This window comes from Bacillus sp. 5mfcol3.1 (genome assembly GCF_900114335.1).
GTDB lineage: Bacteria > Bacillota > Bacilli > Bacillales > Bacillaceae_G > Bacillus_A > Bacillus_A thuringiensis_S.
The window spans coordinates 176,229-189,230 of record NZ_FOST01000002.1 but is presented as its reverse complement, the minus strand read 5'-3'; the positions used below and the strand labels follow the sequence as shown (position 1 = coordinate 189,230).

Here is a 13,002-nt window from a genome sequence, read left to right as displayed (position 1 = left end):
CATTAAATATATTTCAACAAAAACAAAAAAAAGAAGCAAGCACCTTTAGCTTGCTTCTTTTTACTTTATATTCTCTTCTAAAGCATCTTTTTTAATATTCCAATGAGATGTATTCCATACTACCATACCATCTTTTATGTATAATACTTGCGGGGATTCATGTCTAATACTGTATTGTTCTGCAACACGATTTGACACATCTCTTGCATCTTGTACGTATAAGTAATACGCTGGCACTTCTCTTTCTTCACTGCAATACGCTTGAAATTCTGTGTATGCACCGTGACTAATCGGGCATGTCGTACTATGTTTAAAAAGAACATACGGCTCATTCTTTTCTACTAAGACTTCAAGCTCTTCAATTGTTTCAAGCTTTGTCATATTCATCACGATTCACCTCTCATACGAAATCTAGAGCGCTTCTCTTTCTTTTCAGCGTTTTTCTCAATTCTTTCTAATTTACGCTCTTCTTTTTCAACCTTCTTCTCTTGTCTCGACGCACGGTAATGATTGTATACTTCAATCGCCGCACTGCTCCACTGTACAACTTGCGCTACTTTATCAGCGTTATTTTCAATTTCGTCCGTTACAGAGTCTGATACATTACGAAGCTTCGTATTTAAGGATTGGATTGTCGTTCCAATCCCATCTACACCCGCTACCACTTTATTTAATGACTGTGACTTCTGTTGAATATCATCAGCTAACGCATTCGTTTTATGTAATAATTGCTCTGTCTCTACGCTAATTCCTTGCATTTGTTTTTCTAAACCTTCTAACGTGCTTGCAACGTTTTCTAACGTCTTCTGAACCGATAACAACGTTCTGCATACATACACTACTAATACTGCGAAAGCAACCGCGATAATAGCCGCACTTACATATAAAAGAACTTGCATTTCATCACTTCCTTTATCTTTTTCATACTTTCCCCTATTATACAATCATTTTCCGTTTCATTCTAATCCCTATCTCATCATTAGAATTTTCATACTTATTCGTTAACTGTAACATAAATCATTCAACAAATTCCACTAAGTAGGTTACAATAGGAGAGGATACATAATTAGTAGGGAGGCTTTACATATGAAAGATCCACGTATTGAAAAGTTAGCATACAATTTAATTAACTACTCTATCCGCTTACAAAAAGGTGAAAAAGTATTAATTGAAAACTTTGGCTTACAAAAAGAACTTGTAACTGCACTTGTAAAAGAAGCATATGCAGCTGGTGGTTTCCCATTCGTCTCTTTAAAAGATCATCAAGTAGATCGCTCTTTATTAATGGGTGCTACTGAAGAACATTTCGAACAAATCGCTGCATATGAAGCAAGCGTAATGAAAGACATGGACGCTTATATCGGTCTTCGCTCTGGCGATAATATTAATGAACAAGCTGACGTTCCAAGTGAGCGTATGAAAGTTCATGGCCAAACAGTTGGCAAAAAAGTTCATAGAGACATTCGCGTTCCAAAAACACGCTGGGTTGTTCTTCGCTACCCAAATGCTTCTATGGCACAGCTTGCTAAAATGAGTACAGAAGCTTTCGAAGACTTCTACTTTGAAGTATGTAACTTAGACTACGGTAAAATGGATAAGGCGATGGATAGCCTTGTTACATTAATGAATAAAACAGATAAAGTTCGTTTAACTGGTCCTGGAACTGACTTAACATTCTCTATTAAAGACATTCCAGCAATTAAATGCTCAGGTCATTTAAACATTCCAGATGGTGAAGTATACTCTGCACCAGTTCGTGACTCTGTTAACGGTACAGTTTCTTACAACACACCATCTCCTTACAACGGTTATACATTTGAAAATGTACAACTTAAGTTCGAGAACGGCCAAATCGTTGAAGCAACTGCAAACGATTCAGAACGCATTAATAAAATCTTCGATACAGACGAAGGCGCACGCTACGTTGGTGAATTCGCAATCGGCGTAAACCCATACATCTTACATCCAATGGGAGACATCCTATTCGATGAAAAAATCGATGGCAGCTTCCACTTCACTCCTGGACAAGCTTACGACGATGCATGGAATGGTAACAACTCAAACATCCATTGGGACTTAGTATGCATCCAACGCCCTGAATACGGCGGCGGTGAAATTTACTTCGACGACGTACTAATCCGTAAAGACGGACGCTTCGTTGTACCTGAATTAGAAGCTTTAAACCCAGAAAACTTAAAATAATAAAAAACGCTCGGAATTATATCCGAGCGTTTTTTATTATCCTCACCCTATATCGATCTACTGTTCTTACTTTTTGTTTGCTGAAAATGAAAATAATATAAAAGTGCCACTGCGATAGTACCTATTAATATTGGTACATATAAAGGCAGGTTCCATTTCATATTTACCCTAGTGCAGATAGCAAACACAAGCAAAATTTCCAAACAAAACAAAGGTTTTACATATTTCATTTCTTACCTACCATTTCTATTTTCACATGTGGATTTTCTTTCTCAATAAGCGCCAAAAATTCATTCATATTTTGCGGCATCGCAATTATATGTACTTTATATGCATTCGTCGTAATTTCAAGCGATTTCCCAACTTGACGAATTATTCTTATCTCTTTCAATACAATATCGTCATTTAAAACACCGTACTTTAATACGCCATTTTCTACTTTATGTTTTTTAATAAATACTTCCCAAACAAGTGGTACATTTACAATGAAGCATAAACCCATCCCAATCAACGCCGATATCCAATGCGCTTTATTAGTGAAAAGCATGAAAATTGGATATATACACATAAAAGCTAACGTAAGACAAACAAAAATGACTACTGACTTACTTCTTTGAATTGGAAAGTTCATACCTACACCCCCTAATCCAAATTATACCACTATTTCCATTTTGGTTCATAGAAAAAGGCCATTTCTAAATGACCTTTTACACAATGTACCTATAAAATTTCTTATCTACCTGTAACACTGGAAAATTTTTCGGCAACTGATCTATACTCACACTTTGAAAACCATTCTTTTCATAAAAACGATGTGCCGCTAAAAATTTTACTGTTGTTCCTAAGTAAATATCTTTCAATTTTTTATCCTCAGCCCATGAAATTGCTGTTTGAAGCAACATATGTGACGCGCCCCATTCTTTTCCGCGAAACTCTTTCTTCACGAACATTTTTCTTAGCGCTACTTGAAGATTCTCAATATCTAATAAAGCTACTGTTCCAACTACTTTACCATCATAAATTGCTACCCAAAAGTTTCCGTGATCCTTTTGATAGAATATTTCTATTTCAAGTAAATCAGGTTGCTCTTCTTTCGTAATGGGAACATTATACTCTTTTTGCTGAATATGAACGATAAGATCTACTACTTCCTCTTGAAACGTACTTTCATACGGAACAATACGAATTTTCTCGTTCATCGAATTTCTTTCCACTCTGAAGCTAATAAACTATATACAGCGACATCATGGAAATGATCATATAACCATTCTTCATCTCGTAAAATACCATCTAACTTAAACCCTAAACGCTCTGGAATAGCGCGACTTTTCACATTTTCAACACCGCATCGGATTTCCATTTTATTTAATTTTAAATTCTCAAATGCATATTGAAGCACAGCCTTCACGCTACGCGTCATAACGCCTTTTCCTCCAGTATCTTCTGCAAGGTAATACCCAAGACTCGCGGCTTTCTTCCCCCAGCTCACTGGATGAATACCTACCATCCCAACGAGCTTTCCTTTGTAACGTATACCACTTTCAAAACCGTCTCCCTCTGCAAACTTCTTTAACCACATCGGAAAAATTTCATCATAAGCATCAGCAGATTTTGTCCCATCTACCCAAGGGAGCCATTTCCGTAAATGATTACGGTTTTGATCTAATAATTGATATAATTCCTCTTTATGATGTTTTTCTAGTAATTGTAGTTCGATTTCGTCATCTACTCGGAGTGTGAACATGCTTTTTAGTCCCCTTTTTAGTTTTCTTATTATTCTAACATTTTTAGGTGTAAAAAGTTAAATATTAACACTTTCTTTTGATTTTCTTTGTATAAAACCAGAAGAATACGATACTCCCGTAATAACTAATATCATTCCTACAGATTGTGCAGATGTTATATTGACTCCTTCAATAAAAGAAATAAGTATTGTAACAACAGGCACTAGATTAAAAAATAATGATGTCCTTGCTGCACCAATTTGAGCAATTCCATTATTCCACCATAAGTAACCAAGCACACTCATTCCAATTGCCATAAAGAGAATTGCTCCCCATGCCAACAAAGGAATTTCTAAAACTGGTACTATACTTTTTTGTGTAGAAGATATGATAATAAAGGCGAGTGCACCAATAGTCATCGTATATGTCGTCGTTTGTATTGGATTACCAGTTTTAATAAACCGTCTGCCTAGCACGCCGTATAACGCCCAGCAAATATTCCCCAATAAAATATAAAAATCCCCTTTTGAAAATGATAAATGTTGTAGTATTGTAAACGAACCTTGTGTAAGTACAAAAACAACGCCAATTAGTGCAAGTAACATTCCAATAGCTTGGCGCTTCACAATTTTCTCTCGTAAAATGACACTTGCTAACAGCGTCGTAACGAGAGGATTTGTCGCCATAATAAGTGCACCATTAACAGCTTCTGTATATTTCATTCCTAAAAAGAAAAAGAAGTTAAAGCCGAATACACCAACAATACCTAGCAAAAGATAATAGGTCCTATTCTGCATCCATACTTTCAAATCAAAATCTTTTCGTATTTTTAACAAACATAACATCACAAATGCAGCAATCCCAAAACGCCATGCTGCTATATGAATTACGTCGAAATACTGCACCGCATATTTCGACGCATTAAATGTCCCACCAGTAAATATCGCAAAACCTAATAACTGCGTATATACTTTATTTTTCATTGCCGGCCTCCAAGTCCTTATCTTCTAGAAAACCGTAATAAATTTCTAACTTCTCCTCCGTTAGCTGAACAACTTTTTGCAATTGTTCCTGCTGTTCTTTTAATCGCTCCAAGTGCGTTGTTAAAATGGAAATTCTCTTTTTTACTTTCGCTGGTACTTCCTCTTTCTTCTGCCTAATTTCCTCTATAATGCACCCATCACTTGCAAACTCAGCCATCTCTTCTAATGACATCCCAGTTTGTTTTAATGAATATAAAAATTTTAATAAACGTACATCGCCTTCTGTATATTGACGAATACCGCTATATCGCGTTGGTGGTGGTAATAAACCTAATTTCTCATAGTAGCGCAAAGTGTGAATGCCCATCCCTGTTAATTCTGCTACTTCACCGATTTTATACATGTTCTCTCCCCCTTGTTTTTACATTTTCATCTTACAACCTAGAGTTAGCTCTAGGTCAATACATAAATAAAAGTTGAACACAACAAAAAAGACGCACAGCCACCGCTATGCGTCTTTTCTATTATTTCTCTGCAACTTGAACTTCTTTTACGTAAGCTGCTTCGAATTTTTGGATGTCACCTGCGCCCATGAAAATTAGAACGCCGTTTTTATGTTTCTTTAATACATCCGTTGTTGTATCTGTAATTAATTCTGCACCGTCAATACGCTTTTGCAGATCTTCGATTGTTAATTCACCTTTGTTTTCACGTGCTGATCCGAAAATATCACATAAGTATACTTGGTCAGCTTTGCTTAGGCTTTCTGCGAACTCATCTAAGAACTTTTCTGTACGTGAGAATGTATGTGGCTGGAATACAGCGACAATTTCACGCTCTGGATGTTTTTGACGAGCAGCTTCAATCGTTGCATTAATTTCTGTCGGATGGTGTGCGTAGTCATCGATGATTACTTGCTCTCCCATCGGCTTTTCATTAAAGCGACGTTTTACGCCTTCAAAAGTTGTTAATTGATGTTTTACTGCTTCTACATCAACGTTTTCATAATGACAAAGCGCGATTACTGCTAATGCATTTAATACGCTATGGTTGCCGTATCCTGTAATTTTGAACGTGTCATAGTACGTATTACGAACGAATACATCGAATATCGTGCCATCTGTTCTCTTTTGAATGTTACGTGCTTGGAAATCATTATCTTCTCCAAATCCATAGAAAATAACAGGTACTTTCGCTTGAATTTTTTGAAGTTCTTCATCATCTCCACATGCAATAATGCCTTTTTTCACTTGCAATGCCATCTCTTGGAATGCACTGAATACATCATTGATGTCTGCAAAATAATCTGGATGATCAAAATCAATATTCGTCATAATTGCATAGTCTGGATTGTAAGACAAGAAATGACGACGATACTCACAAGCTTCAAATACAAAATACTTACTATTTTCTACCCCATGCCCTGTTCCATCTCCAATAAGGTAAGATGTCGGGTGTGCACCTTGCATTACATGGGCTAACAAACCTGTTGTTGATGTTTTTCCGTGTGCACCAGTTACAGCAACACTTGTGTATTGGCTCATCAGGTCACCTAAGAAGTGATGGTAACGATGGACTGGGATGTTTAATTCTTTTGCTGCTACGATTTCTTCATGCGTATCAGGAAATGCATTTCCTGCAATAATCACTTGTCCTTCTTCTACATTATTCTTATCAAAAGGAAGGATCGAGATACTACGCTTTTCCAACGCTGTTTGTGTAAAGAAACGCTTTTCATAATCAGACCCTTGAACAGTATGCTTCATATCATGAAGAATTTGCGCTAATGAACTCATTCCTGTTCCTTTAATTCCTACAAAATGGTAAACTGTCATCTTAAAGAACCTCCAACATTTCGAACTAATACAACGGCCTATCTATAAGACAGTATATGAATCTTTTCTTATTTTGGTAATCATCATACATTTTTGATGTAGTGAAGTTATTCTTTCCCTTCACTTATCAGGATAAACTCGTACGTACTTCTTTATATGTCCATAACAAGTCCATTATAGCAAAAAAGAAGCCGCTATACTATGATAACAGAAAAACTGATAGGGTCAATCACCTATCAGTTTTTCTCTCTTTTACATATCTTCTCTTTTTTCTAATTGAACACGCTCTAAGCGTGGATTTGGACGATATTTACGACCAGCTTTTGCTTCTGGTTTCCCATTTAATTCTACATTATCACCAGTAAAGCCAATATTCATTTTTAACAAGCTACTTCCTACCCCGTATATGTCAACAGGTACCTTTTGAGCTTCAAATTCACGAATACGTTTTTCATCAAATCCACCAGTTACAACGATGTCTACATGCTGGAATCCTTCTTCATCAAGCGCCTTGCGAAGTGCAAATACGAGCGATGGGTTTACACCACGTGGATCGAATGTTCCAAGTACTTCTGGGTGGCGAATAAAGTATTGATCAATCATTGTTCGAGACGTATCTACACGCACACCTTTTAATGTTGATCCAAACTCACGCGCTACACGAAGTGCATCTGTAATAACATCATTATTGTAATCAATTAGTACAACTAATTCATCTTCTGGGAATTTCTTATGATATGCTTTTGCCGCTTCTACAACATCACCATTAAACATTTGAATTAATGCGTGAGGCATTGTTCCCATACCACTTCTGCCCCACCATTCATTCATCGCATGCGTCGCTTGTGCGCTCATACCTCCGATGTATGCTGCATAACCGTCACCAGCTTGTTGTGTATAATGATCGTCACGATCTCCCATGAAAATAACTGGTTTTTCTTTATCTACACTACGTGCAGCTTGGACAACATTATATACGTTTGTTGCAACCGATGTACGACGAGCTAAAATCCCATCAATAACACCTTCTAAAAATCCGAAATTCTCATAAGGACCATGAATTGTTAACACTGTTTCAAATGGACTAATTTTATCGCCATCTTTTAAAGAGTTAATTTCAAGTTCCTCAGGATTTTCAGCGAATGTTTGCAGCAATGCAATCACTTCATCTGTTCCGCAAAGAACTGCATTTTCTTTTTGGAAAAATTGCATCGTTACAACACTTTTTGGGCGAAATTCTTCAATAATTTCTCTAGTTTTTAAAAAGTAAACGGCGGAGAACCAACCTTCCCCAACGCGTTCGTCAAATTTAAATGTTTTATTTGTTAGTCGATTTATTTCACCTTTTAATTTTAATTCAATTTCTTTCATGTCGCTTTACTCCCTACTTTACTATCCAACATTTTCTATTAGTATACAGCAAAACCGTGGACTATACATTCGTTTCCTGCATAGCAGCAAATTCATCCTCAGAAATAAGGACATCTCTCGGCTTAGTTCCTCTCGCTTCAGAAATAATCCCTTGCGATTCCATCTCTTCAATGAGACGTGCTGCACGATTATAACCAATACGGAATTTTCGCTGTACAGAAGATGTGGACGCTCCCCCTTGTTCTACAACAAATTGACATGCATCAAAGAACAGCTCATCTTCCGACTCAGCCTGTTCTGTTTTCGCTAATAAATCCTCTTGCTTAAATAAGTAATTCGGCTTCATTTGCTTTCTCACATGATCAACTGTTTTTTCAATCTCATCATCCGATACATATACACCTTGTACACGAACTGGCTTAGATGTACCGTTCCCTAAAAATAACATATCACCACGGCCAAGTAATTTTTCCGCGCCCCCAATATCGATAATCGTACGTGAATCAACTTGAGATGATACAGTAAACGCAATACGCGTTGGAATATTTGATTTAATTAACCCTGTAATAACATCTACAGATGGACGCTGCGTCGCAACTAATAAATGAATACCACAAGCACGTGCTTTTTGCGCAATACGACAAATTGCTTCCTCAACATCACCTGGTGCTACCATCATTAAATCGGCTAACTCATCAATAACGATAACGATATAAGGTAATGTCTCACCTGGAATATCTCGCTCACTTACAATTGTATTATAGCGAGTTAAATCACGAGCACCAGCATGCGCAAACAATTCATAACGACGCTCCATTTCATCAACTGCCCACTTTAACGCAGCTGTCGCTGCTTTTACATCCGTAATAACAGGTGCTACAAGATGCGGAACAGAATTGTATGGCGCAAGCTCAACCATCTTCGGATCAATTAACATTAACTTTACTTCATGTGGTTTCGCTTTATATAAAATACTCGTTAAAATCGCGTTAATACACACACTTTTACCTGAACCCGTTGCACCCGCAATAAGTCCGTGCGGCATTTTCCGAATATCCGTTACAATTGGATCACCTGAAATATCAAGTCCAAGCGCAACAGTAAGTGGCGATTCACTCTTTGTGAATACAGGACTTCTTAAAATCTCACGAAGAAATACCGGCTTACTTTCTTGATTTGGAACTTCAATTCCAATCGCACTCTTTCCTGGAATCGGCGCTTCAATACGAATATCTTTCGCAGCTAAACTTAACTTAATATCATCACTTAAATTTGTAATTTTATTTACTTTCACGCCTGGGTCTGGTTGTACTTCAAAACGAGTTACTGCTGGCCCTTGCGATACATTAATAACATGTGCTCCAACATGAAAATTATTAAACGTTGTATCTAATAATTCTTTTTGCTCATCTAACCACTCTGTATTATCTAGTGTTGATTGCTGTGGAATTGACAACAACGCTAATGGTGGAACAGTATATGTCGGTGGTGTGTGCAATACATTTCGCATATCGTTCTCTCTTTGATTTACAACATATGCCTTCTCTTTTACTTCCGTACTTGAAATTGGCTTTTGTACTTGCTCTACCACTACTTGCTGCATTGGTTGTTCTTCCACTTGTGGTTCTGCTACTACTTGCTGCACTGGGCTTTCTTCCACTTGTGATTCTACTACCACCTGCTGCATTGGCTGTTCTTCCACTTGTGGTTCTGCTACCTCTTGTTGTACTGGCTTATTCTCTACTCGTACATTAGCAGAAGGCTGCATTGCATTTGCTCTAGCTGCATGTCTTTCCATTAATCGTGTTCTATCTTGTTTCAACATAACAACATTAAATGGTACATGACGCTTTTTCTCACGTTTTGGTTCTTCTTTTTTTACAACGGGTTGTTCTTCTACGACCGGCACTTCTTCTTCAACTGATTGCTCTTCTACGACCGGTGCTTCTTCTTCAACTCGTTTATTTTCTTCTGTTTCTGCAATTAAAACATTCGCAAAGCTTTGAACATCGTTCTTTGTCTGTTCATCAGCCTCAGCTACATGTATGAATTCATTGTTTTGTTCAATTACTTCATCTTCTTGCTGAATTTCCTCAAGTGCTACAAATGTCTCTACTACAGGCGCTTTTGTTTCTGCGATCACTTCTACTTCTTCTAGCTCTTCTGTTTCCGCAATTACTTCCACTTCTTCTGACTCTTCTGCTTCTGCAATTACTTCTACTTCTTCTAGCTCTTCCGTTTCCGCAATTACTTCCACTTCTTCTAGCTCTTCCGTTTCCGCAATTACTTCTACTTCTTCTAGCTCTTCTGTTTCCGCAATTACTTCTACTTCTTCTGACTCTTCCGTTTCTGCAATTACTTCCACTTCTTCTGATTCTTCTGTTTCTGCAATCACTTCTACTTCTTCTGATTCTTCTGTTTCTGCGATTACTTCCACTTCTTCTGATTCTTCTGTTTCTGCAATTACTTCTACTTCTTCTAGCTCTTCTGTTTCTGCAATCACTTCTACTTCTTCTGACTCTTCCGTTTCTGCAATCACTTCTACTTCTTCTAGCTCTTCTGTTTCTGCAATCACTTCTACTTCTTCTGACTCTTCCGTTTCTGCAATTACTTCTTCTGGCTCTTCTGTTTCTGCAATTACTTCTACTTCTTCTAGCTCTTCTGTTTCTGTAATTACTTCCACTTCTTCTAGCTCTTCTGTTTCTGTAATTACTTCCACTTCTTCTAGCTCTTCTGGTATTTCCACAATGATTGTTTCTTCAAGTTTTTCTTCTGCTTTGACAATCACTGATTCTTCTGGAGCTTGCTTTTCTACTTCAATAGTAGGTTGTTTTATTTCTGTATTACGTTTAATTTCTTCTGATAATATTGTATCCTCGTGCTCTACTTTAGAAGCTACTAATTCTTCTTGTAGATTGTTTTCGTTTAACACCACTACATCTTTTTCTAGCTTAGCACTTTCCATCTGCTCAGCTACTGTTTTATGAAGTAATTCATCCGCTGAAACTTCCTGCGGTGTACTCATTTCTTTAATCACTTCTTTTTCTTCTACTAAAGGCACTTGGCGTTCAATTTCATAACCGTTTTTCTCTAGCCATTGATCAACAACTGATTTTTCTTCTTTTTTGCCCTGTTGGCCTTTCTGTTCAACTACTTCACCTGGAGCAGAAGACGTTGCTTGCCCTTCTGAGAAATCAGATAATTTATATCCTTTTTTCTCTAACCATGCATCAACAACTGCTTTTCCCTCTACAGATATTTCAAGATCTTCTCTTTCTTTTACTTCCTCCTGCTTTTCAACCTTTTTCTCTACTGAAGGACGATTATATCCATAAATTGGCGAAATCATTTCTGTTGGACGAAATGGTCTACGGTTACTCTCTTGCGAAGGTGCAGATACCTTTTTAACGACAGACTCCCGCACCGGTTCATATTGCACTTCCGGCTCTTCATATGTAGAAACTACCTTTTCCACATACGGTCGTCTGCTTCTTTCCACCTTTATTCCTCTTTGGGCAGTCGGTTCTTCATATGCTACTCCTTGAACAGGTTGTTCTTCAAAGCGATTTACTTCGCTTTCATCCTCTTCATCGAACCCATTATCCGGTACTAAAGGAAAACGGCATTTACCTGCATTCCTACTTGCCATTTGTGCTTCTCTTGCTTCAGTGTAGTGGTTTACACGAGGAATTTTCGGCTGACTTTCAATTTGCTTTGGTACTTCTTTATTCATCGCTGTTTGTTCTTCCTCTTTGTTAAACAGCTTTTTCATCCAATCTAACATGCTTACCACTCTTTCTACTAAATAGTAACATCCTTTATTGTATCAGCATTCGGCAAAAAGTGCAGGTAAAATTAAGCATGTCATATTTATCCACAATATTCTAATTTACGAGTGTTTTCATATGGAAAAACGCAGCCTTTCATGTAAGACTGCGTTTAAGCTTTACTCTTCCGATATGCATCTACACTATCCGTTACACTTTGCAATAAAGAATTTACATACTGCGGGTCAGATAATTTTTTATCTTCTTCATGGTTTGACATAAACCCAAGTTCTAATAGTACGCCAGGTACTTTGGACCAATTGAATCCAGAAAGGTCATCCCTAAATTTAATTCCATTTACTTTTACTTGCTGGTTCTCCCTCATTTTATTTACAATCATTTGAGAGATTTGAAGACTTTCCGCATAAATCTCTTTCGTATACGGACTTCCTTCTGCCGGCGTCAATACAGCAAATCCACTTTCGTTTGGATTTTCAGAACCATCTGCATGAAGACGTAAAAATAAATTAGCCTTATGATTATTTGCGAATGTCGCCCGTTCTTTATTACTTATATCAACGTCTTGTGATGTTCTCGTCATTAATACTTGTATCCCTTTTGCTTCAAGCTTTTCTTTTAATAAAAAAGCCATTTCTAATACAAGTACAGCCTCTCTCTTTTTCGTCACAACACCTGTTGTACCGTCTGTCACTTTATATTTTTGCGTTGTTGCCCCTGGTCCAATTGGCTCTAAATTTAAATTCGCTTTTTGTTGATGCCCTGGATCAATAACGACGAGAAACTTTCCTTGCTTTTCATTACTCTCTACTTTTTGTTCATTATTTTGCACTGGTTGCTCAATTGGCTGCACTGGCGTAGTTTCTTCTTTCTTTCCCTCGGCTGATACTTCCTCTTGCCTATGTTCTACTTGCGATTCTTCGTTCTTTTCTTGTTCTTGCTGCTTTTCTACCGGTGCGTCTTCTTTGGTATCTTTGTTTTTCTCTTGTATAGAAGATGTAGTTTCTTTTTTCGGCTGCTCTTGTGAACAACCGGCCATATATATTCCAATGAATGCAATCATGCTCATTATTTTTATATACTTCATACTTCTCTCCCATCA

13 protein-coding genes are annotated in these 13,002 nt (G+C 37.3%); 1 reads left to right on the top strand and 12 read right to left on the bottom strand.

The window, feature by feature from the left end:
- Positions 1-60: 60 nt before the first annotated feature.
- Together ytxJ and BM089_RS10155 are read right to left on the bottom strand one after the other, a co-directional pair.
- The gene (ytxJ, locus tag BM089_RS10160; protein ID WP_001057469.1) at positions 61-387 is read right to left on the bottom strand and encodes a bacillithiol system redox-active protein YtxJ; all 327 of its coding nucleotides are present in this window, start codon (positions 385-387) and stop codon (positions 61-63) included.
- Positions 387-899 (bottom strand): DUF948 domain-containing protein, encoded by a 513-nt coding sequence (locus tag BM089_RS10155; protein WP_001197721.1) that lies wholly within the window; start codon positions 897-899, stop codon positions 387-389. The genes ytxJ and BM089_RS10155 overlap by 1 nt, the downstream gene beginning before the upstream one ends.
- 187 nt (positions 900-1,086) lie before the next feature.
- On the opposite strand from BM089_RS10155, the gene BM089_RS10150 reads away from it, so the two are divergent.
- Positions 1,087-2,202 (top strand): aminopeptidase, encoded by a 1,116-nt coding sequence (locus BM089_RS10150; RefSeq protein ID WP_000654729.1) that lies wholly within the window; start codon positions 1,087-1,089, stop codon positions 2,200-2,202.
- Positions 2,203-2,249: 47 nt separating this feature from the next.
- On the opposite strand, the gene BM089_RS31495 is transcribed toward BM089_RS10150, so the two are convergent.
- From BM089_RS31495 to BM089_RS10100, 10 genes are all read right to left on the bottom strand, one after another.
- A complete protein-coding gene (locus BM089_RS31495; RefSeq protein ID WP_090976877.1) occupies positions 2,250-2,432 on the bottom strand; it encodes a hypothetical protein in 183 nt (60 codons plus the stop codon).
- Positions 2,429-2,833, bottom strand: a complete 405-nt coding sequence (locus BM089_RS10140) for a PH domain-containing protein (RefSeq protein WP_090976875.1) — start codon at positions 2,831-2,833, stop codon at positions 2,429-2,431. The genes BM089_RS31495 and BM089_RS10140 overlap by 4 nt, the downstream gene beginning before the upstream one ends.
- A gap of 76 nt (positions 2,834-2,909) precedes the next feature.
- Entirely contained in the window at positions 2,910-3,401 is a 492-nt protein-coding gene (locus tag BM089_RS10135) for a GNAT family N-acetyltransferase (protein WP_090976873.1), read from the bottom strand.
- Positions 3,398-3,946 carry a GNAT family N-acetyltransferase gene (locus BM089_RS10130; RefSeq protein WP_075718453.1) on the bottom strand — a complete coding sequence of 183 codons (549 nt, stop codon included), beginning with the start codon at positions 3,944-3,946 and terminating at the stop codon, positions 3,398-3,400. Before BM089_RS10130 ends, BM089_RS10135 begins: the two co-directional genes overlap by 4 nt.
- A gap of 57 nt (positions 3,947-4,003) precedes the next feature.
- Positions 4,004-4,909, bottom strand: a complete 906-nt coding sequence (locus BM089_RS10125) for a DMT family transporter (RefSeq protein WP_000792469.1) — start codon at positions 4,907-4,909, stop codon at positions 4,004-4,006.
- The gene (locus BM089_RS10120) at positions 4,899-5,312 is read right to left on the bottom strand and encodes a MerR family transcriptional regulator (RefSeq protein WP_000276604.1); all 414 of its coding nucleotides are present in this window, start codon (positions 5,310-5,312) and stop codon (positions 4,899-4,901) included. Before BM089_RS10120 ends, BM089_RS10125 begins: the two co-directional genes overlap by 11 nt.
- Before the next feature lie 121 nt (positions 5,313-5,433).
- The gene (gene murC / locus BM089_RS10115; protein ID WP_000219468.1) at positions 5,434-6,744 is read right to left on the bottom strand and encodes a UDP-N-acetylmuramate--L-alanine ligase; all 1,311 of its coding nucleotides are present in this window, start codon (positions 6,742-6,744) and stop codon (positions 5,434-5,436) included.
- Positions 6,745-6,996: 252 nt separating this feature from the next.
- Entirely contained in the window at positions 6,997-8,115 is a 1,119-nt protein-coding gene (locus BM089_RS10110; protein ID WP_090976871.1) for a nicotinate phosphoribosyltransferase, read from the bottom strand.
- 61 nt (positions 8,116-8,176) lie between these two features.
- Positions 8,177-11,899 carry a DNA translocase FtsK gene (locus BM089_RS10105; RefSeq protein WP_090976870.1) on the bottom strand — a complete coding sequence of 1,241 codons (3,723 nt, stop codon included), beginning with the start codon at positions 11,897-11,899 and terminating at the stop codon, positions 8,177-8,179.
- A 155-nt stretch (positions 11,900-12,054) separates the two neighbouring features.
- The gene (locus tag BM089_RS10100; protein ID WP_139213250.1) at positions 12,055-12,987 is read right to left on the bottom strand and encodes an N-acetylmuramoyl-L-alanine amidase; all 933 of its coding nucleotides are present in this window, start codon (positions 12,985-12,987) and stop codon (positions 12,055-12,057) included.
- Positions 12,988-13,002: the final 15 nt, after the last annotated feature.